Source organism: Pseudonocardia sp. (assembly GCF_035305885.1).
Lineage (GTDB): Bacteria > Actinomycetota > Actinomycetes > Mycobacteriales > Pseudonocardiaceae > Pseudonocardia.
Genome location: NZ_DATGOP010000082.1, coordinates 40,101 through 59,555 on the forward strand (window position 1 = coordinate 40,101; position 19,455 = coordinate 59,555).

Annotated in this window: 19 protein-coding genes and 1 pseudogene; 11 read left to right on the forward strand and 9 right to left on the reverse strand. The window is 72.0% G+C overall.

What is annotated here, in order from left to right; all coding sequences use genetic code 11:
* Positions 1-286 precede the first annotated feature (286 nt).
* Positions 287-3,163 (forward strand): leucine--tRNA ligase, encoded by a 2,877-nt coding sequence (gene leuS, locus VKZ81_RS17130; protein WP_324242578.1) that lies wholly within the window; start codon positions 287-289, stop codon positions 3,161-3,163.
* A gap of 81 nt (positions 3,164-3,244) precedes the next feature.
* Here leuS and VKZ81_RS35160 read toward each other — a convergent pair.
* Both VKZ81_RS35160 and VKZ81_RS17140 read right to left on the reverse strand, forming a co-directional pair.
* A pseudogene (locus VKZ81_RS35160) lies at positions 3,245-3,319 on the reverse strand (ATP-binding cassette domain-containing protein); the annotation flags it as partial.
* A gap of 1,014 nt (positions 3,320-4,333) precedes the next feature.
* On the reverse strand, positions 4,334-4,582 hold the full coding sequence (locus VKZ81_RS17140; RefSeq protein WP_324242579.1) for a putative antibiotic biosynthesis monooxygenase: 249 nt from the start codon (positions 4,580-4,582) through the stop codon (positions 4,334-4,336).
* 115 nt (positions 4,583-4,697) lie between these two features.
* Between VKZ81_RS17140 and VKZ81_RS17145 the strand changes: the two genes are divergently transcribed.
* The gene (locus tag VKZ81_RS17145; protein WP_324242580.1) at positions 4,698-5,534 is read left to right on the forward strand and encodes a helix-turn-helix domain-containing protein; all 837 of its coding nucleotides are present in this window, start codon (positions 4,698-4,700) and stop codon (positions 5,532-5,534) included.
* A gap of 6 nt (positions 5,535-5,540) precedes the next feature.
* Here VKZ81_RS17145 and VKZ81_RS17150 read toward each other — a convergent pair whose 3' ends face one another.
* The 4 genes from VKZ81_RS17150 to VKZ81_RS17165 all read right to left on the reverse strand — a co-directional run bounded on the left by VKZ81_RS17150 (position 5,541) and on the right by VKZ81_RS17165 (position 8,709).
* Complete coding sequence (locus VKZ81_RS17150; protein WP_324242581.1) at positions 5,541-5,954, reverse strand: DUF1707 SHOCT-like domain-containing protein; 414 nt, start codon at positions 5,952-5,954, stop codon at positions 5,541-5,543.
* A 59-nt stretch (positions 5,955-6,013) separates the two neighbouring features.
* On the reverse strand, positions 6,014-6,481 hold the full coding sequence (locus tag VKZ81_RS17155; RefSeq protein ID WP_324242582.1) for a C40 family peptidase: 468 nt from the start codon (positions 6,479-6,481) through the stop codon (positions 6,014-6,016).
* Between the two features lie 550 nt (positions 6,482-7,031).
* Complete coding sequence (locus tag VKZ81_RS17160; RefSeq protein ID WP_324242583.1) at positions 7,032-8,111, reverse strand: inositol-3-phosphate synthase; 1,080 nt, start codon at positions 8,109-8,111, stop codon at positions 7,032-7,034.
* The gene (locus VKZ81_RS17165; protein ID WP_324242584.1) at positions 8,104-8,709 is read right to left on the reverse strand and encodes a PadR family transcriptional regulator; all 606 of its coding nucleotides are present in this window, start codon (positions 8,707-8,709) and stop codon (positions 8,104-8,106) included. Before VKZ81_RS17165 ends, VKZ81_RS17160 begins: the two co-directional genes overlap by 8 nt.
* Positions 8,710-8,888: 179 nt before the next feature.
* Here VKZ81_RS17165 and VKZ81_RS17170 point away from each other — a divergent pair, with 179 nt between their 5' ends.
* From VKZ81_RS17170 to VKZ81_RS17185, 4 genes are all read left to right on the forward strand, one after another.
* The gene (locus VKZ81_RS17170; protein ID WP_324242585.1) at positions 8,889-9,299 is read left to right on the forward strand and encodes a DUF5318 domain-containing protein; all 411 of its coding nucleotides are present in this window, start codon (positions 8,889-8,891) and stop codon (positions 9,297-9,299) included.
* Positions 9,300-9,554: 255 nt separating this feature from the next.
* Positions 9,555-11,855, forward strand: a complete 2,301-nt coding sequence (locus VKZ81_RS17175) for a transglycosylase domain-containing protein (RefSeq protein ID WP_324242586.1) — start codon at positions 9,555-9,557, stop codon at positions 11,853-11,855.
* A gap of 38 nt (positions 11,856-11,893) precedes the next feature.
* Entirely contained in the window at positions 11,894-13,363 is a 1,470-nt protein-coding gene (locus VKZ81_RS17180) for a glycosyltransferase family 87 protein (RefSeq protein ID WP_414709395.1), read from the forward strand.
* A gap of 19 nt (positions 13,364-13,382) precedes the next feature.
* A complete protein-coding gene (locus tag VKZ81_RS17185) occupies positions 13,383-13,976 on the forward strand; it encodes an NUDIX hydrolase (protein WP_324242588.1) in 594 nt (197 codons plus the stop codon).
* Positions 13,977-13,980: 4 nt separating this feature from the next.
* Here VKZ81_RS17185 and VKZ81_RS17190 read toward each other — a convergent pair whose 3' ends face one another.
* The 3 genes from VKZ81_RS17190 to VKZ81_RS17200 form a co-directional block, all read right to left on the reverse strand.
* Entirely contained in the window at positions 13,981-14,412 is a 432-nt protein-coding gene (locus VKZ81_RS17190) for a TSCPD domain-containing protein (protein ID WP_324242589.1), read from the reverse strand.
* Between the two features lie 196 nt (positions 14,413-14,608).
* On the reverse strand, positions 14,609-15,982 hold the full coding sequence (locus VKZ81_RS17195) for a glycosyltransferase family 87 protein (protein ID WP_414709396.1): 1,374 nt from the start codon (positions 15,980-15,982) through the stop codon (positions 14,609-14,611).
* Between the two features lie 55 nt (positions 15,983-16,037).
* Entirely contained in the window at positions 16,038-16,808 is a 771-nt protein-coding gene (locus VKZ81_RS17200) for a deoxyribonuclease IV (protein ID WP_324242590.1), read from the reverse strand.
* 240 nt (positions 16,809-17,048) lie between these two features.
* Here VKZ81_RS17200 and rpsF point away from each other — a divergent pair, with 240 nt between their 5' ends.
* The 5 genes from rpsF to VKZ81_RS17225 form a co-directional block, all read left to right on the forward strand.
* Positions 17,049-17,393 (forward strand): 30S ribosomal protein S6, encoded by a 345-nt coding sequence (gene rpsF / locus VKZ81_RS17205; protein WP_324242591.1) that lies wholly within the window; start codon positions 17,049-17,051, stop codon positions 17,391-17,393.
* Positions 17,394-17,403: 10 nt separating this feature from the next.
* Positions 17,404-17,898: a single-stranded DNA-binding protein gene (locus tag VKZ81_RS17210; RefSeq protein WP_324242592.1), complete on the forward strand. Its 495-nt coding sequence runs from the start codon at positions 17,404-17,406 to the stop codon at positions 17,896-17,898.
* Positions 17,899-17,932: 34 nt separating this feature from the next.
* Positions 17,933-18,169 (forward strand): 30S ribosomal protein S18, encoded by a 237-nt coding sequence (rpsR, locus tag VKZ81_RS17215; protein WP_324242593.1) that lies wholly within the window; start codon positions 17,933-17,935, stop codon positions 18,167-18,169.
* A gap of 14 nt (positions 18,170-18,183) precedes the next feature.
* Positions 18,184-18,636 (forward strand): 50S ribosomal protein L9, encoded by a 453-nt coding sequence (gene rplI, locus VKZ81_RS17220; protein ID WP_324242594.1) that lies wholly within the window; start codon positions 18,184-18,186, stop codon positions 18,634-18,636.
* 598 nt (positions 18,637-19,234) lie between these two features.
* Positions 19,235-19,455 (forward strand): DnaB-like helicase N-terminal domain-containing protein (locus VKZ81_RS17225; protein ID WP_324242595.1); only part of this gene is annotated, 221 nt, incomplete at its 3' end.

The following is a 19,455-nucleotide window of genomic DNA, read 5'->3' on the forward strand; positions in this document are numbered from 1 at the left end:
AGGCGGCGTCCCGCTCCCTCGGTGCTGGGGTGCTCGTTCCTCGGGTCCTGCGTGTCTCCTCCGCAGGTCACCACCGGCCCGCTCGCGGGCTCGTCCGGCTGTCCCGCGCATACCCGATCGCGCCGGCCGAAGGGGCGGCGCTACCCTGGGGACGTGGCTCGCCGACTTCTTCTCGAGGCCGCGCCGCACTGAGCGTGTCACACGCCCCGGCGCGGCCGACCCCCTCTGCCTCGGGCAGGGGGGTCTTCTGGTTTCGGGCCACCAACGGACTTCCCAGGAGCGGGACATGAGCACGGACACGACCGCAGCCGCGCCCGAGCGCGCCGAGACCGCCGGCAACGACGGCACCCCGCCGTTCCGCTACGGCGCCGCGCTGGCCGCGCAGATCGAGCGCCGGTGGCAGGACCGGTGGGAGCGCGAGGGCACGTTCCACGCCCCCAACCCGGCAGGGCCGTGGGGCGAGCCCGGTGTCGTCGGCCGCGACAAGGTCTACCTGCTGGACATGTTCCCGTACCCCTCGGGAGCCGGGCTGCACGTCGGCCACCCGCTGGGCTTCATCGGCACCGACGTGCTGGGCCGCTACCTGCGGATGAACGGCCGCACCGTCCTGCACGCCATGGGCTTCGACGCGTTCGGCCTGCCCGCGGAGCAGTACGCGGTGCAGACCGGCACGCACCCGCGGAAGACCACCGAGGAGAACATCAAGCGGTACAAGGCGCAGCTGCGCCAGCTGGGGCTGGCCCACGACGAGCGCCGGTCGGTGGCCACCACCGACGTGGAGTTCTACCGCTGGACCCAGTGGATCTTCCTGCAGATCTTCAACTCCTGGTACGACGAGGAGCAGAACAAGGCCCGGCCGATCTCCGAGCTGGAGGCCGAGTTCGCGCAGGGCAAGCGGCCCACGCCCGACGGCCGTGCGTGGTCCGAGCTGACCAGGCCCGAGCAGCGTGCCGTGCTGGACGGCTACCGGCTGGCCTACGTCTCCGAGGCGCCCGTCAACTGGTGCCCCGGCCTGGGCACGGTGCTGGCCAACGAAGAGGTCACCGCGGAGGGGCGCAGCGAGCGGGGCAACTTCCCCGTGTTCCGCCGCAACCTGAAGCAGTGGATGATGCGGATCACGGCGTACGCCGACCGCCTGATCGACGACCTGGACCGGCTGGACTGGCCGGAGTCGATCAAGACGATGCAGCGGAACTGGATCGGCCGCTCCGAGGGCGCCCAGGTCCGCTTCCCCGTCGACGGCACCGAGATCGAGGTCTTCACCACCCGCCCGGACACGCTGTTCGGCGCCACCTACATGGTGCTGGCCCCCGAGCACCCGCTGGTCGACGAGATCGTGCCCGAGCGGTGGCCCGACGGCGTCGACGAGCGCTGGACCGGTGGCGCCGCGACGCCGCGCGAGGCCGTCTCCGCCTACCGGGACGCCGCCGCGCGCAAGTCGGAGCTGGACCGGCAGGAGAACAAGGAGAAGACGGGCGTCTTCACCGGCGCGTACGCCACCAACCCGGTCAACGGCGAGCACATCCCGGTGTTCGTCGCCGACTACGTGCTGATGGGCTACGGCACCGGCGCGATCATGGCCGTGCCCGGCCAGGACCAGCGCGACTGGGACTTCGCGAAGGAGTTCGGTCTGCCGATCGTGCGCACCGTGCAGCCGCCCGAGGGCTGGGACGGCGAGGCGTACACCGGTGACGGGCCCGCGATCAACTCGGCCAACGACGAGATCAGCCTGAACGGCTTGGGCGTCGCCGAGGCGAAGCAGGCCATCACCGAGTGGCTGGCGGGCAAGGGCGCAGGCGAGGCGGTCGTGCAGTACAAGCTGCGCGACTGGCTGTTCTCCCGCCAGCGGTACTGGGGCGAGCCGTTCCCGATCGTCTGGGACGAGCACGGCCCGATCGCCCTGCCGCCCGACCACCTGCCGGTCGAGCTGCCGGACCTGGAGAACTACTCCCCCAAGACCTACGACCCCGAGGACGCCGACACCGAGCCCGAGCCGCCGCTGTCGCGCGCGAAGGACTGGGTCGAGGTCGAGCTGGACCTGGGCGAGGGCAGGAAGCGCTACCGGCGCGAGACCAACACGATGCCGCAGTGGGCGGGTTCGTGCTGGTACCCGCTGCGCTACCTGGACCCGGAGAACCACGAGCGGTTCGTCGACCCCGAGGTCGAGAAGTTCTGGATGGGCAAGGACCCGTCGCGGCCGGACGACCCGGGTGGCGTCGACCTGTACGTCGGCGGGGTCGAGCACGCGGTGCTGCACCTGCTGTACGCGCGGTTCTGGCACAAGGTCCTGTACGACCTGGGCCACCTGAGCTCCGAGGAGCCGTTCCGCCGGCTGGTCAACCAGGGCTACATCCAGGCCTACGCCTACACCGACGCCCGCGGCGCCTACGTCCCGGCCGAGGAGGTGGTCGAGGACGAACACGGCCGTTTCACGTGGAACGGCCAGCCCGTGCGCCAGGAGTACGGGAAGATGGGCAAGTCGCTGAAGAACGTGGTGACGCCCGACGAGATGTGCGAGCGCTACGGCGCCGACACGTTCCGCCTGTACGAGATGTCGACGGGCCCGCTGGAGGCGTCCCGGCCCTGGTCCACCCGCGACGTGATCGGCTCGCACCGGTTCCTGCAGCGCGTGTGGCGCAACCTGGTGGACGAGCACACCGGCGAGACCCGGGTGACCGACGACGAGCCGGACACCGAGACGTTGCGCATCCTGAACCGGGTGATCGCCGGGGTGCGCAGCGACTACGAGGGCCTGCGCTACAACACCGCCGCCGCGAAGCTGATCGAGCTGAACAACCACCTGACCAAGGTCTACGGCTCGGTCGGCGTGCCCCGCTCCGTCGCGGAGCCGCTGGTGCTGATGATGGCGCCGCTGACGCCGCACATCGCCGAGGAGCTGTGGGCGAAGCTGGGCCACGACACCACCCTGGCCTACCAGCCGTTCCCGGTGGCCGACGAGCGCTACCTGGTGGCCGAGACCGTCGAGTACCCGATCCAGATCAACGGCAAGGTGCGCTCGCGCGTCACCGTGCCCGCCGACGCCACCAACGAGCAGGTGGAGCAGGCGGCGCTGGCCGACGAGAAGGTCGCCGCCACGCTGGACGGCCGCTCGCCCCGCAAGGTGATCGTGGTGCCCGGCCGCCTGGTCAACGTGGTGGTCTGACGTCCGGTAACCCGGGCTGGACCTGGGCAGCGGGTCCTCCAGCTCGAGGCGGGTCTGCGCGTCGACCGACGCGAACGGCTCGTCCACCGGGAGGACGGTGGGCCGGCAGACCAGCGCCCTGGCGATCGCCGCGCGCTGCTGCCTGCCGCCGGACAGCTGCCACGGCTACCGGTCGCCGCTGCCGGCGAGCCCGACGCGGTGCACGGCGTCCTCGGCCGGCGCCGGGTGGCCCGGTCGAACCCGCGCCACCGCAGGGGGAACGCGACGTTCTGACGCGTGGTGAGCACGGGAAGAGGGAGCGGGTGTAGTCCTGGAACACGATCGCGAGGTCCGGCGGCACCCCGCGGACGGGGTCGCCGCGCAGCCGGACCTCGCCGTGCTCCGGCGCGAGCAACCCGCCGACGGCGCGCAGCAGCGTCGACCTGCCGCAACCGGACGGGGCCCGACCACGCACACGAGCTCGCCCGCCGCCACGGCGAAGCACAGGTCGGCGACCGCGCGGTGCCCGCCCCGGAACGCCGGGGCGCGCTGGAACGCCGCGTCGACGTCACCGCGGTCGAGCCCGGCCCGCCGTCTCGGGGAACGGGATGCTGATCCGCTGCACCCCGGAAGGGGCGACCCCGGCCTCCCGCACCGCCGACTTCACCGAACGTGGCGGAGATCGTGTTGGTCGCGGTGACCGCGATCCGCTTGCCCGCGAGATCGGCGAGTGAGCGCACCCCGGAGCCGGGCAGCGCCACGACCATCGTGGTGGCCGGCGCGGCCGACGAGGCGTCCGCGACGACGCGCAGGTCGGCTGCGCCCCGGCTCTGCGCCACGGAGAACGGGTGCAGCCGCCGTAGGCGACGTCCACCTCGCCGGTGATCAGCTCGGCGAGCGACGCCTGGCCGCGTCAGTGCGGTGACCGTCTCGACGTGCACGCCCTCGAAGTAGCCGTTCCGGGCGGCGAGGTGGAACGGCGCGAGGTCGGTGGTCGGCATGATCGAGATCGTGGGCCCCGGGCGCGGACCGCCGGCCGCCGACTCCGGTTCGGAGGCGCGAGAAGGCTGCCCCCGGCCACACCTGTCACCGCGGTCGCGGACGCGCAGCCGCCCGCCGAGCCCTCGAGCACGTGCGCCGCCGTACGGATCACCGGGGCCGCCGACCGGGCCGGATCTCGCCGATCGGCGGTCAGGTCGTGAGCCACCGCCCGAACCAGCGGTGGATCTGGGGGATCACCACCCAGACCACCGTCGAGGACATGAGCGGCACCACGACGAGGAAGCGCACGGCCGTGGGTAGCCCGGCCAGCAGCGGATTCGTCAGCGTGACGAGAAGGAGGATCAGCGGGTAGATCGCGAGGGTCAGCAGCACCCACATCTTCCAGCGCCGCGGCGCGGTCGAGGTGGGGCGTTCACGCACAGGGGTCGAGGTCTGCATGCCACCACGATCGGGCCGTTCGCGCGCGCCGTTCAGGTCGTGCCGTTCCTGGTCCTCGCGTCGGTAGCAGTGACAGGGCCACCCACGACCGCGCCGTTCGCGCGACCATGGTGGCGTGAGCTCGACAGCGTTGGCCGCGTTCCTGCGGGCCCGCCGGGCCCGGGTGCGGCCGGAGGACGTGGGGTTGCCCGTCGGCGTGGGCCTGCGGCGCACGCCGGGCCTGCGGCGGGAGGAGCTCGCCGCCCTCGCCGGGGTGAGCGTCGACTACTACATCCGGCTGGAGCAGGGCAAGGAGCGCAACCCGAGCAGCGCGGTGCTCGGGGCGCTGGCGAACGCCCTGCAGCTCGACGACGACGCCCGGGCGCACCTGTTCGCGCTCGCCGACCACGCCGCACGGCGCAGGCCGGTGCGCCGCCCGGCTGCGCGGACGGTCCCGGCGGGGCTGCGGCTGCTGCTGGAGAACCTGCGGCCGTGCCCGTCCCTGGTGCTGGGCCGCACCGGCGACGTCCTCGCCGCCAACCCCGAGGGGTACGCGCTCTACCAGGGCCTCACGGACTGGCCGCCCGAGCAGCGCAACACGGTTCGCTACATCTTCCGGCACCCGCTCGCGCGGACGCTGTTCGCCGACTGGCAGACGACGGCCGCGGGCGCCGTGGCCGACCTGCGCACCGTGCTCGCCACCGACCCCGAGGCGCCCGACGTCGCGGCGCTGGTCGAGGAGCTGTCCGCGGCGAGCCCGGAGTTCGCCTCGCTGTGGGCGCGCCACGACGTCCGCCGCAAGGTCGGGACCCAGAAGGCCTTCCACCACCCCGCGGTGGGAACGGTCACCACCACGTGGGAGGTGCTGCGCACGAGCGACGACGGGATCCGGATCACCGTCTTCCAGGCCGAGCCGGGCACGCCGGACCACGACGCCCTCTCGCTGCTCGCCCTCGCCGAGGCCACGCGGTAACAGCGGCTAGGCGTCGTTCTCCTTCTTCTTCTCGATCGCGCCCGCGACGATGACGGCCGCCCAGATCGCGAGCGGGATGGCCGGCCAGAACATGTGCAGCGAGCCCGACACGAGCGACACCACGCCCCAGATGGTGATCATGATGATCGCGCCGCCCGCCCACTCGCGCCACTCCTCGACCCACTTGCGGCGGTCGACGGCGGCCGTCTCCTTGACGGCGGGCGGGGCCGGGGGCGGCAGGTCGGCGGTGAGCGGCTCGAGCTCGCCGTAGGTGGTGGCGGCGTACGCCGAGCGCACCCGCTCGTCGTACTCGGTGATGTCGAGCCTGCCCTCGTCGAGGGCGATCCGCAGCCGCTCGGCCACCTCGGCGCGGTCGGCATCGGAGACCCGCAGGTGACGGCGGTCGGCGTCCTGGCTCACGCCTTCGATCGTACGAGCGCGGGCGGGGCCCGGCATCGATCCTTCGACGGACCCGCCGGTCAGATGCGGCGGGCGGAGTTGAACTTCATCCGGCTCATGTCGGAGACCTTCACCGGGCTCTTCTTGTTGCTGGCGTGCACGATCTTGCCGTTGCCGATGTAGATGCCGACGTGGCTCACCGGCTTGTAGAAGAACACGAGGTCGCCCGGCCGCAGCTGGTCGCGCGAGACCGGCGTGCCGACCTTCGACATCGCCCGGCTGGTGCGCGGCAGCGACACGCCCGCCTTCTTGAACGCCCACGACACGAGGCCGGAGCAGTCGAAGGCGTTCGGGCCGGCCGCACCGTACCGGTACGGGGCGCCGATCTTGCTCATCGCGTGCTCGAGGGCGGCGGTGCGGGTCGCGGCCGCCGCGGCTGCGGGCTGCGGGAGCGCGCCGGCGGCGGCGACCGGGGTGACGGCCGGTGCCGGCTCGGCGGCGGCGGGGAGCACGGAGAACACGGACGCGGCGGCGGCGGTGGTGGTCACGACCGCGACGCGAGCCACGAGAGAGGGGAGCTTCTTGGGCACGGGTGGTCCTCGGGGTGTCGCACCGGCGGACGGGCCCCGCGAGCCGGGGGGAGCCCGCGGGGCCGACGGGGGCGCCCTGCACGGCCTCGTCTCGCAGCTGGGCCGTGCCGCCTCCCGCCTGTCCGGCGGTGACCCTGCGCCCGACGCCCCGGGTGGGCATCGGTGGCGCACGGCCGTCCGGCAGATTACGAACGCATTTCATCGGGTTGCCATGACGCATCTCTCAATATGGCCCGCGCTATCCGGTGAATCTCGGCGCCCGCGCGCTACGCCGAACGGGGCATAGTGGTGTGATTTGGCTGGCCTGGCGGCGCGTCCGGTCGCCATACCCTGGGTGACCTGCGGCACAAGATGTGCCGTGATGCGTTCGTGATTGGTGCGGACGAGTGAAGTTGTTTCCGGTCTGGAACCGAGTGCCCGTTTTCGTAAAGGTTGTCGATCTGCAAAGAAATCGGCCCCGGTCGTGGCTCGAGGCCACGCCCGGGGCCGAAGGGGCTACGGGAGCCGGTCAGCGCTCCACTTCACCCCTGATGAACTTCTCCACCGCCTCGCGGGCGACGTCGTCGCTGTACTGCTCCGGCGGGGACTTCATGAAGTAGCTCGACGCGGACAGGATCGGCCCACCGATGCCGCGGTCCTTGGCGATCTTCGCCGCGCGCACGGCGTCGATGATGATGCCCGCCGAGTTCGGCGAGTCCCAGACCTCGAGCTTGTACTCGAGGTTCAGCGGCACGTCGCCGAACGCCCTGCCCTCGAGCCGGACGTAGGCCCACTTGCGGTCGTCGAGCCACGACACGTAGTCCGACGGCCCGATGTGGACGTTCTCCTTGCCCAGCTCGCGGTCGACCTGGGAGGTGACCGACTGGGTCTTGGAGATCTTCTTCGACTCGAGCCGCTCCAGCTCCTTCATGTTGAGGAAGTCCATGTTCCCGCCGACGTTGAGCTGCATCGTGCGGTCGAGCTGGACGCCGCGCTCCTCGAAGAGGCGGGCCAGGACCCGGTGGGTGATGGTGGCGCCGACCTGGCTCTTGATGTCGTCACCGATGATGGGCACGCTCGCGACGCGGAACTTCTCGGCCCACTCCGGGTCGGAGGCGATGAACACCGGAAGGGCGTTGACGAACGCCACGCCGGCGTCGAGGGCCGCCTGCGCGTAGAAGCGGTCGGCCGCCTCGCTGCCGACGGGCAGGTACGACACGAGCACGTCGGCTCGGGTGTCGCGCAGCACCTGGGCGACGTCGACCGGCTCGTCGTCGGACTCCTCGATCGTCTCGCGGTAGAACCGGCCGAGCCCGTCGAGGGTGTGGCCGCGCTGCACCTGGACGTCGAGCGGCGGGACGTCGCAGATCTTGATCGTGTTGTTCTCGCTCGCCGTGATCGCCTCGGAGAGGTCGCGCCCGACCTTCTTGGCGTCCACGTCGAAGGCGGCGACGAACTTGACGTCGCGGACGTGGTAGCCGCCGAAGTCGACGTGCATGAGACCGGGGACGCGCGTGGCCGGATCGGCGTCCGCGTAGTAGTGCACGCCCTGCACCAGCGACGCCGCGCAGTTCCCCACGCCGACGATCGCGACACGGACCTCACTCATTGCGGCTCCTTCTCTCGTCTTCCTGGTCTTGCCCTTCAGGTGCTGGCGATTCCCGGGCCTCGTCCTGCGCCGCGCGCTCGGTGGCGATCAGCTCGTTGAGCCAACGCACCTCCCGCTCGCACGCGTCGAGCCCGAGCTGGTGGAGCTGCTGGGTGTAGTTGTCGATCTGCTCGCGGGCCCGGCTGAGCGCCGCGCGCAGACCTTCGCGACGTTCCTCCATGGCGCGTCTGCGGCCCTCGAGGATCCGCATCCGCGCCTCCGCCGGCGTGCGGGAGAAGAAGGCCAGGTGCACCCCGAAGCCCTCGTCGTCCCACGCCTGCGGCCCGGACTCGGACAGCAGCTCGGCGAGGCGCTCCTTTCCCTCCGCCGTGATCCGGTACACCCGCCTGCTGCGCCGCGACCAGGACCCCGGCTCCGCTTCCTGGTGTTCGGGGTCCTCGACGATCAGGCCGGCGCGGGTCAGGCGGCGCAGCGCCGGGTACAGCGACCCGTAGGAGAACAGCCGGAAGCCGCCCAACCGCAGGCTGAGCTGCTTGCGCAGCTCGTAGCCGTGCGCGGGGGCCTCCTGGAGCACGCCGAGGATCGCCAGCTCGAGCATGACGACCTCACCTCCGTTGCCGCGCTGCGATACGACGCGTCGATAGCGCGCTGCAGTATATCGAGCCGATACATCTGGGTGCAGTCCTGAAATCGCGACGGGACGACCCGTCGTCGATCGATCGGGCTGCCGGAGGCGTTCACGCGCGTTCGCGGGCGCTCTCCGCGTACCCTGACCGGGTGCGCACCCAGCGGCAGGTGGTCGACTACGCGTTGCAGCGCCGTGCGCTGCTCGCGGACGTCCACGCCGGTCGGGTCGGGGTCGCCGAGGTGTGCGACGCGAGCCCGTACCTGCTCCGAGCAGCGCGTTTCCACGGCGAGGAGACCGATCGCAGCTGCCCGGTCTGCCGCAAGGAGCGCCTCACGCAGGTCTCGTGGATCTTCGGAGACGAGCTCCGGCACGCCGCGGGATCGGCGCGCAAGCCCGAGGAGATCGAGCAGCTGGCGAACGTCCACGCCGACTTCACCGTCTACGTGGTGGAGGTCTGCCGCACCTGCAGCTGGAACCACCTCGTCCTGTCCTACGTGATGGGCCGGGGTGACGCTCCCCACAGCCGCGGGTCCGACCGACGCAGGACCGCCGCCGAGTGACCGCACCAACCCTTCCCCCGAACCCCCGGAGCAGCGGTGAGTGATCAGCGCGACCCCCGGTTCGACGCACCACGGGGCCGCCCCCGGAGTCCGTACGGCCCCCCGCCGCCGAGGCGGGGCGGGCCCGGCGCGCCGCGCGGCCCGCACCACAGGCAGGGGCCGCCGCCGGACCACCGCGTCCCGCCGCAGCGCTACCGGGCCGACGGGCCCCCGGTCCCCGCGGGGCGGTCGCGCCCGCCGGGCCCCGCCCCGGCGGTGCCACTGCTCACCCACGAGGACGACGACGCCACCGCGATCGTCAGCGGCCCGGGCGCCCGCGCCGCCGCGCAGGCGCGGCCGCGCCCGCCCACGGCGCGCAGCAGGGGCCGCACGAAGGTCTCGCCGTGGCGCCGCGTGCGCCGGATCGGCCTCGCAGCGCTCGGCCTGATGCTGCTCGGGCCGTTCATCGCGTTCGCGATCGGCTGGTTCATCTTCCCGGTGCCCTCGTCGCAGGACGTGGCGCTCGCCCAGGTGGCCACGTTCAAGTTCGCCGACGGCACCGACCTCGCCACCCTGCGGCCGGACAACGAGAACCGGATCGCGGTCACGCTCGACAAGGTGCCGATGCACGTCCGCCACGCCGTGCTGGCCGCCGAGGACCGTTCCTTCTACTCCAACCCCGGTTTCGACTTCATGGGCATCGGCCGGGCGGTCTACAACCAGCTCACCGGCGGCGTCGGCGGTGGGTCGACCATCACCCAGCAGTACATCAAGGTGTCCACGGGGGAGGACGACTTCTCCCTCTGGCGCAAGTACAAGGAGGTCGTCCTCGCGGTCAAGATCTCCAAGGAGAAGACCAAGGACGAGATCCTCGAGAACTACCTCAACACGATCTACTGGGGCCGCGGCGCGTCCGGCATCCAGGCCGCGGCGCATGCGTACTTCGACAAGGACGTCGGGGAGCTGACCGTCTCCGAGGGCGCGATGCTCGCCGGCATCATCCAGTCCCCGTCGCGCTGGGACCCCGCGAAGAACTTCGAGCGCTCCCAGGAGCGGTGGAACTTCGTGCTCGACGGCATGGTCGAGAAGGGCTGGCTCGACCCGGCCGAGCGGGCCGCGCAGACCTTCCCCGAGCTCCCGGAGGTCAAGGAGAAGTCCGGCGTCGGCATCCCCGACGACGACCGGTACCACATCTACGAGCGCGCCCTCGCCGAGCTGGAGTCCAAGGGGATCACCCAGGACGTGATCGCCACGAGGGGCGTCACCGTCACGACCACGGTCCAGCAGCCGCTGCAGGCGGAGGCCGTGGACGCGGTCAAGAAGCTGATGGCGCGCCAGCCCGACAACCTCCGCACCGGGCTGGTCTCCATCGACCCGAAGACCGGGGCGATCCTCAGCTACTACGGCGGCAGCAACGGGCTGGGCGTCGACTACGCGGGCGAGGCCTTCCGCCAGCCCGGTTCGTCGTTCAAGCCGTTCGTGCTGGCCGCCGCGCTGGAGGGCAACACCGGCTTCGGGCTCGGCACCCAGCTCGACGGCAGCGGACCGCGGGCGTTCCCGGGCCGGCCCGGCGTGGTGCGCAACGTCGAGGGCGTGAGCTGCAACCGCTGCGGCGCCGAGCTCGCGATGACCGAGTCGATCAACACCTGGTTCTACGAACTCGGTCTCATGGTCGGACCGGGGAACGTCGCCGAGGTCGCCCATCGGGCGGGCATCCCGCAGGACCTGCTGCCCAACCCGACCGGTGGCATCGCGCTCGGCGACAAGGAGGTGCACCCGATCGACATGGCGTCGGCGTACGCCACGTTCGCCGCGGAGGGCGTCTACCACGAGCCCTACATCGTGTCCCGGGTCGAGGCCGCCGACGGCGAGGTGCTCTACGAGAACGACGGCGACGACGGCCGCCAGGTCATGTCGCAGCAGGTGGCGCGCAACGTCATCGAGGCGATGCTGAAGGTGGCCCCGAAGAAGGGTTTCGACCTGGGCGGACGCCAGGTGGCGGCGAAGACCGGCACCGCGCAGCTGGAGGGCAGCGCGAGCGACAACCGCGACGCCTGGTTCGTCGGCTTCACGCCGGCGAAGGCGACGGCCGTCTGGGTGGGCACCGACAAGAGCGAGCCGATCCGCAACGCGCAGGGCCGCCCGATCTTCGGCAGCGGCCTGCCCGGCCAGATCTGGCACGCCTTCATGAAGGAGGCCACCGAGGACGACCCGCCGGAGCAGTTTTCCCCGTTCGTGCCGATCGGCGACCCGCCGGTCGCGGAGTCGGTCTCCGACGAGGACTCCCGCTCCGATGACGACGATGACGACGACGATGACGATGACGACGACGAGGACCGCGACGACGACGACCGCGACTCGCGTCGATCGTCCGACGACGATGACGACGACGACCGGTCCTCGAACCGCAGCTCCCGGTCGAACTTCGACGACGACGACAGCAGCTCGAGCAGCGGCAGCAGCGACCGGCCGACGTCGGCGAGCTCGCGCGACACCGGCACGTCGGGCGCCGCGACCCGCGGCCAGTCGGGCAGCACCGCGGCGGACAGGACGACCGACACCGGTCCCGTCGGGTGAGCCGGCCGGTGCGGGATCCGGAGACTCCTCCCGCGCGCGTGGTCCCCACGTGGACCGAGCCACTGGCCTACGGCGCCAGCCGGCTCGTCGGCGGACCGCTCGGCAAGCACGCCCTGGTGGGGCGGAGCCGGTTCTGGACGCCGCTGCGCGTGGTCCTGCTGCTCGCGGTGGTGGTGCTCGCCATCGGCTGGCTGGGCAAGGCGCCGTGCCTGCAGCAGTACACGACCGATGACGGCACGCTCGCGCTCGACTGGCGCAACAACCGCCAGTACGTCGCGATGTGCTACTCGGACACGGTCCCGCTGTGGGGCATCGAGGGGCTCGACCGCGGCGCCGTGCCCTACCGCGACCCGTGGGTCGAGGGGGCGGGCACCGACCGCGAACGGGTGCGCTACATGGAGTACCCGGTGCTCACCGGGTTTTTCCAGTACGCCAACGCGCGGCTGGCCGACGCGTGGCTGTGGGCGGCGGGCGTCGTCCCGATCCTGCCGACCGCGCTGCCCGTCGTCGTGTACTTCGACATCAGCGCCGCGTGGCTGGCGCTGGCGTGGCTCGTGGCGGTGTGGGCGGTGCACGCGCTGCGGCCCAGCCGTCCGTGGGACGCCGCGCTCGTCGCGCTGTCCCCACTGGTGGCGGTGCACGTGTTCACCAACTTCGACGCGCTCGCCGTCGCCTGCGCCACCGCGGGGATGCTCGCGCTCGCCCGGCGCAGGCCCCTGCTCGCGGGCGCCCTGCTCGGCGTCGGCGGCGCCTTCAAGTTCTACCCCCTGATGCTGTTGCTGCCGGTCCTGCTCGTGGCGGTGCGGAGCCGCCGGATCGGCACCGGCGTGCGCACGATCGCGGCAGCGGTCGTGGCGTTCGTGCTCGTCAACGCGCCGGTCGCGCTGCTGTACCCCACGGGGTGGGCGGAGTTCTTCCGGCTCAACCGCACCCGGCCGGCCGACCCCGACTCGCTCTACTTCGTCGTGCAGTACTTCACCGGCTGGCCCGGGTTCGACGGCGAGCTCGCCGACGGCGAGCAGCCGGTCGTGCTCAACACCGTGTCGGCCGTGCTGTTCGCGCTGTGCTGCGCCGCCATCTGCGTGCTCGCGCTGCGTGCGCCGCGGCCCCCGCGGCTCGCCTCGCTCGCGTTCCTCACCGTCGCGGCGTTCCTGCTGGTGAACAAGGTGTGGAGCCCTCAGTACTCGCTGTGGCTCGTCCCGCTCGCCGCGCTGGCGCTCCCCCACTGGCGGCTGCTGCTCGCGTGGATGACGGTGGACGCGCTGGTCTGGGTGCCGCGGATGTACTACTACCTGACCCCGGCGAACAAGGGCCTGCCGCCGGACTGGTTCCTCGGCACGGTGGTCGTCCGCGACGCCGTGGTGGTACTGCTGTGCGTGCTGGTCGTGCGCTCGGTGCTGCACCCGGAGACCGACCCGGTGCGCCGGTTCCCGGGTTCACCGGAGGTCGACCCGGACTGGCCCGCGACGCCGGCCCGATCCCCGGTGGCGGTCGGCGCGGCGCGCTGACGGCTGGCACCCTGCCCGTGTGCCCGTCTCCCGCGAACACGTCGTCGCCGCCTTGCGCCGCTTCCCCCGCCGCCCGCTCGACCGGCCCGACCTGAAACCCGCCGCCGTCGGGATCACCCTCGTCGGCGACGGGTCGGCGTTCCTGCTCACGCGGCGCGCGCCGACCCTGCGCGGGCACGCGGGGCAGTGGGCGCTGCCGGGCGGGCGGACCGACCCGGGCGAGTCGGCGGCCGCGGCCGCTCGCCGGGAGCTCGCCGAGGAGCTCGGCCTCGCGCTGGACGCCGACGCCGAGCTCGGGGCCCTCGACGACTACGCCACCCGCTCGGGGTACCTGATCACGCCGGTCGTGCTGTGGGCGGGCGACGAGCCGCCGCTGCGGCCCAACCCGGGCGAGGTGTCCGAGGTGCACCGGGTGCCGCTGGACGTGATCGACGTCGATCCCCGGTTCGTCGCGATCCCCGAGTCCGACGCGCCGGTCATCCAGCTGCCGATCCTCGGCCGGTACGTGCACGCGCCGACCGCCGCCGTGCTCCACCAGTTCCGCGAGGTGGTGCTGCACGGTCGCGACACCAGGGTGGCCCACCTCGAGCAGCCGGTGTTCGCCTGGCGGTGAGCCGTCAGGGGCGCGCCGCCCGGCGCAGCGGGGTGGGGGCGTACGCGTCGGCGGGCAGCTCGGCCTCCTCCTCGGCGGTGAGCAGGTCGAGGCGCCTGCGGGCGTCGACGTCCAGCCAGTCGTGGGCCAGCCTGCGCGCGAGGTAGTCGCCCACCGAGCCGGCGTGCGGGACGTCGGGGTCGTCGGTCGGTCCCATCGGCTCGAAGCGCTGGCCTGCGAACCGCGCCACGTACCGCTCGAGCGGGACGCCGTGCTGCAGGCCGAGCGAGACCGCGATCGAGAGCAGCTCCACCAGGCCCGCGGCGGTGGAGCCCCCCTTGCCGAACCGGGCGAACACCTCCCCCAGCGAGCCCTGCGCGTCGGCGTTCGCGATGAGGTGGACCTCCGCGCCCGCCAAGTGGAACGACGTGGTGGTACCTCGGCGGGAGCGGGGCATCCGTTGCTCGGCCGACGGGGCTTGATCGCTGCTGGGTGCCGGGAGCGCCATGAACGGCCGATGTCCTTTCCGGTGGCACATGTGGGCATTCACATGGGCCATCGCCACTAGATGTTGTGGTTGGCACCGTACCGTCGAGGTCCGACACGTCGGCGGCGAAACGCCGTCCCCGGCCGGGGGATCGTCGAAGGAACGGTCAGACGACCGCTTCCACCAGCGGCGTGCGCCGGGGCGGCGGCGTGGCCGCGAGCCGGTCGGGGAGCCGCAGGAACACGACGAACAGCGCCACCAGCAGCGCCGCCCGCCCCCACACGCCGATCGTGACGGCCTGCGCGGCGAAGCCGTCGTAGATGCCGGACGGCAGGCCGGCATGCAGGTGGTAGTACCAGCGGAAGATCCCGATGCCCATCGCGAGGTCCGCGACGAGGTAGGCGCCGACCAGCGACCACGGCACCTGCACGAGAACGAAGAACGGCAGCAGCCACAGCGTGTACTGCGGCGAGTGCACCTTGTGCAGCAGCAGGAAGCCGCAGAGCATCGCCGCGCTCACCCCGACCCACGGGTAGTCGCCGTCGCGGCGGTACCGCCACCAGCCCACCGCGACGGCCACCGCGAACGACAGCAGCACGAGCGTGGGCGAGAGCCAGTTCATCGTCGACTGGAAGTCGACGTCGTCGGGGTCGGAGTGCGGGCGGAAGCCCCAGAACCAGATCGAGTTGGTGGTGAAGTCGACCTTGCGCAGCTGCTGGAACGTGAAGGACGCCCGCCAGCCCTCGTAGCCCGCGATCGCGAACGGGAGGTTCACCAGCACCACGGTGGCCGCGGCGGCGAGCGGCACGCGCAGCGCGGCCCGCCAGTCGAGGCGGCCCGGCCGCGAGGCCACGAGGACGTGGAGCGCGAGCGGCACCACGAACGCCCCGGGGTACAGCTTGAACGCGAAGCCCAGGCCGAGCAGCACGCCCGCCACGGTGGCGCGCTGGGCGAGCGGTCGGTCGGTGCGCCAGCCGTGAACGACGAAGACGGCGGCCACGGCGCAGGCGACCACCGGCAGGTCCCAGTTGTGGAACGCGTAGAGCACCAGCGGTGGCCCGAGCGCCCACAGCAGCGCGCGCCACCGCGCGAGCCTGCCGAGCAGCCACCCGGTGACCAGCCCGAACGGCGCCATCAGCAGCGCGGACCCGAGCAGGAACCCCGCGTCGGTGGTGGCGAACAGCGCGCCCGCCCAGATCAGGAGCCCGGTGAGCACCGGGTACTCGACCGACCCGCCCTGCAGCTGCCCCTCCGGGGTGATCGAGCCGCTGACGTACGGGAAGACGTGGCGGTCGATGTCGCGGCCGATCCACAGGTGCTGGATGTCGGAGTAGCAGACGTCGCGCTCGATGCGGACCGCGTAGTCGGGGGTGCTGCGGCCGGCCGCGTCGAACTCGGGGCCGGCGCACCGCGCCTTGTTGGCGTAGCCGAGCAGCAGCGTGAAACCGGTGAGCAGCACGAGCACCGCCAGCACGACCCGGCTGGTGCGGGCGGCCGGGGGCACCGCGGCGGCCACGTGCGTGCCCGGGGCGGTGCTCACGGCGGCGCCGGTCACGGCCCGGACCCGCTGGCGGGCGCCGCCCCTGCGACCGGCGTCACGATCCGAGCCGCTCACGCAGGAAGGCGATGTCGGCGGCCTGGCCCTCGGCCGGGGTCTCGACGACGATCGGTGCGCCCGCGGCCGCGCACACCGCGACGAGCTCGTCGGGGTCGATCGTGCCGTCGGCGATGTTGGCGTGGCGGTCGCGGGAGGAGCCGAACTCGTCGCGCGAGTTGTTGAGGTGGACCAGGTCGATCCGGCCGGTGATGGACTTGGCGCGGTCGACGACGTCGGCGAGCTCCAGCCCCGCGGAGTACGCGTGGCAGGTGTCGAGGCAGAAGCCGACGCCGAACTCGCCGACGGCGTCCCAGAGGCGGGCGAGGTCGTCGAGCCTGCGGGCCATCGCGTTCTCACCGCCCGCCGTGTTCTCGATGAGGATCGGGACCGCGAACCCGCCCTCGTCCATCTGGCGCTGGATGAACTTGCGCCAGTTCTCGAAGCCCTTCGCCGGGTCGTCGCCCTGGGTGACGTGGCCGCCGTGGACGACGAGGCCGATCGCCCCGAGCTCGGCGGCACGCTCCGCGTGCTGCACCACGATCTTGCGGGAGGGGATGCGGATGCGGTTGTTCAGCGATGCCAGGTTCACCGGGTACGGCGAGTGCACGACGACCGCGAGGTCGCTCTCGCGCAGCTGCGCCGCCTGCGGGTGGCTCGGTGGCTTCTTCCAGCTCTGCGGGTCGGCCAGGAACAGTTGCACGATGTCGGCGCCGCGTTCCGCCGCCGAGACGAGCGGGTCGTCCTCGCGCGCATGGGCCCCGATGAGCATGCGGGCCAGAGTAGTGACCACCCCCGACGTCGGCGTCACGGGTGCGGTGCGCCGCGAACCCCGGTGCCGGCCGCGGGCCACCACGTTCGCGCTGGTAGCCTCGATGAGTCGCCCCGACCGGCGCTCGCCGAGCGCCGTCCGCGCCGCCGCTTCGGCGGCGGTCGTCGTCGGGGCCAGGTGAGAACCTCCTGCCGCGGAAGGACCGCGGCCGTTCCAGTCCATAGGAGGTGAGTGGTTCTCATGCGTCATTACGAGCTGATGGTCATTCTCGACCCCAGCCTCGACGAGCGCACCGTGACGCCGTCCCTGGAGACGTTCCTCAACGTCGTGCGCAACGACGGGGGAACTGTCGAGAAGATCGAGGTGTGGGGCAAGCGGCGCCTCGCCTACGAGATCGCGAAGCACTCCGAGGGCATCTACGCGGTCCTCGAGGTCACCTGCGAGCCGGCGACCGTGTCCGAGCTCGACCGGCAGCTGAACCTCAACGAGTCGGTGCTGCGCACCAAGGTGCTGCGGCGCGACCCGAAGAAGCGCGCCGCCAAGGCAGCCGAGCCGCGGCGGGTCGCACCCGCCCCCGCGGGCTGAGGGCATCGCGATGGCCGGCGAGACCGTCATCACGGTGATCGGCAACCTCACCGCCGATCCGGAGCTTCGCTTCACCCCGTCCGGGGCCGCCGTCGCCAACTTCACGGTGGCGTCCACCCCGCGCACCTTCGACCGCCAGACCGGCGAGTGGAAGGACGGCGACGCCCTGTTCCTGCGCTGCAACGTCTGGCGCCAGGCAGCGGAGAACGTCGCCGAGTCGCTCACCCGTGGCATGCGCGTGATGGTGCAGGGCCGCCTGCGGCAGCGGTCGTTCGAGACGCGCGAGGGCGAGAAGCGCACCGTCGTCGAGCTCGAGGTCGACGAGGTCGGCCCGTCGCTCCGCTACGCCACGGCCAAGGTCAACAAGGTCAGCCGGGGCAGCGGCAGCGGGGGCTTCGGCGGTGGTGGCGGCGGCGGGTACGGCGGGGCTCCCGCCGACGACCCGTGGGGGTCCGCTCCGCCCGCGGGCAGCGGCCCGATCGACGACGACGAGCCCCCCTTCTGACCCACGCCTCTCGTAACAACCAGGAGTACTACCCATGGCCAAGCCCGTCCTGCGCAAGCCGAAGAAGAAGGTGTGCGCGTTCTGCAAGGACAAGGCCCAGGAGATCGACTACAAGGACACCGGCCTGCTGCGGAAGTTCATCTCCGACCGCGGCAAGATCCGGGCTCGCCGGGTCACCGGCAACTGCCGTCAGCACCAGCGTGATGTCGCGGTCGCGGTCAAGAACTCCCGCGAGATGGCGCTGCTGCCCTACACGTCGACCGCGCGCTGAGGAGGGGTACCGGAATGAAGCTCATCCTCACCGCCGACGTGCCGAACCTGGGCGGACCGGGTGACATCGTCGAGGTCAAGGACGGCTACGGCCGCAACCTCCTGCTCCCCCGCAAGCTGGCCATCCCGGCCACGCGCGGTGCGGAGAAGCAGGTCGAGGCCATCAAGCGTGCCCAGCGCGCCCGCCAGATCCGCGACCTGAGCCACGCCAAGGAGGTCGCGGGTCAGCTCGAGGCGCTCGACCTCACGGTCAAGGCCAAGGCGGCGGGCGACTCGGGGCGCCTGTTCGGCTCGGTCACGGCCGCCGACGTGGTCGAGGCCGTCCGGTCCGCGGGCGGCCCCGCGCTCGACAAGCGCGCCGTCGAGGTGCCCGGCCAGATCAAGACCGTCGGCACCCACAAGGTCACCGTCCGGCTGCACCCGGAGGTCACCACCGAGCTGGACGTCAAGGTCGTCGCCGCGAACTGACCCCGGCGCACGCACGAGCCGCGAGCCGTGCCCGCACCCGGTGCGGGCACGGCTCGCGGCTTTTCTGCACGCTCCCTTGGTCACTCACAGTGAACGGAAGGGCGGGCAGGAGCTCACCCCGTCCCGACCCCGCTCGCCGTTTCGCGATACGCGTGGAGCGGGTGGACTCACCCGTCCAGGTGGCGCGCCGAGAAGTGACGTCGATGTCGCCGAGTGATCGCCCGGACGCGCCGAGTGGGCGATCACCGGGGTGGCGCGACACGCCGAGGGCGGCGCGCCCGGCGTGTCGCGCGAGAAAGTTGTCCACATGTGCCTATAGTGCGCTGACCTGCGAAAACACGATGGAATGACGGGTTGTCCCCATGTCTTCCACAGGCTGGTCCGCACGTGTGCCCGGGTCGTCGCCGATCCGTCCCCAAGTGGTCCACAGGCTCGCGCACAGGTCGGTTTGGTCCCGCCTGATCCGCCGCTTAATCTCCCTTCCGGGTGCGAAGTCTCGACCCGGCCGCCGGTTCCCGATCCCCGGGAAATCATCCGGACGCCGGCGAGCTGATCGAACCTTTGTTCGATAGAATGTCGGCGGGGGGTGACGCTGCGTATGGCTCTGGCCGACGACCGACCGGCGGCGAGGCCGCGTCCGGTTCGCCCGGGTGAGGGTGCCGATCCGAACAGCCTGTTCGACCGGCAGCCGCCCCAGGACCTGACGGCGGAGCAGTCGGTGCTCGGCGGCATGCTGCTGTCCAAGGACGCGATCGCCGATGTCGTGGAGATCCTGCGTCCGGACGACTTCTACAAGCCCGCGCACCAGACGGTCTACGA

Excerpts from the sequence above, each read along its gene's own strand:
- rplI (WP_324242594.1), top strand. The coding sequence starts at position 18,184 with ATGAAGCTCATCCTCACCGCCGACGTGCCGAACCTGGGCGGACCGGGT.
- VKZ81_RS17165 (WP_324242584.1), bottom strand. The coding sequence starts at position 8,709 with ATGCTCGAGCTGGCGATCCTCGGCGTGCTCCAGGAGGCCCCCGCGCAC.
- leuS (WP_324242578.1), top strand. The coding sequence starts at position 287 with ATGAGCACGGACACGACCGCAGCCGCGCCCGAGCGCGCCGAGACCGCC.
- rpsR (WP_324242593.1), top strand. The coding sequence starts at position 17,933 with ATGGCCAAGCCCGTCCTGCGCAAGCCGAAGAAGAAGGTGTGCGCGTTC.
- rpsF (WP_324242591.1), top strand. The coding sequence starts at position 17,049 with ATGCGTCATTACGAGCTGATGGTCATTCTCGACCCCAGCCTCGACGAG.
- VKZ81_RS17190 (WP_324242589.1), bottom strand. The coding sequence starts at position 14,412 with ATGCCCCGCTCCCGCCGAGGTACCACCACGTCGTTCCACTTGGCGGGC.
- VKZ81_RS17200 (WP_324242590.1), bottom strand. The coding sequence starts at position 16,808 with ATGCTCATCGGGGCCCATGCGCGCGAGGACGACCCGCTCGTCTCGGCG.
- VKZ81_RS17210 (WP_324242592.1), top strand. The coding sequence starts at position 17,404 with ATGGCCGGCGAGACCGTCATCACGGTGATCGGCAACCTCACCGCCGAT.
- VKZ81_RS17160 (WP_324242583.1), bottom strand. The coding sequence starts at position 8,111 with ATGAGTGAGGTCCGTGTCGCGATCGTCGGCGTGGGGAACTGCGCGGCG.
- VKZ81_RS17140 (WP_324242579.1), bottom strand. The coding sequence starts at position 4,582 with ATGCAGACCTCGACCCCTGTGCGTGAACGCCCCACCTCGACCGCGCCG.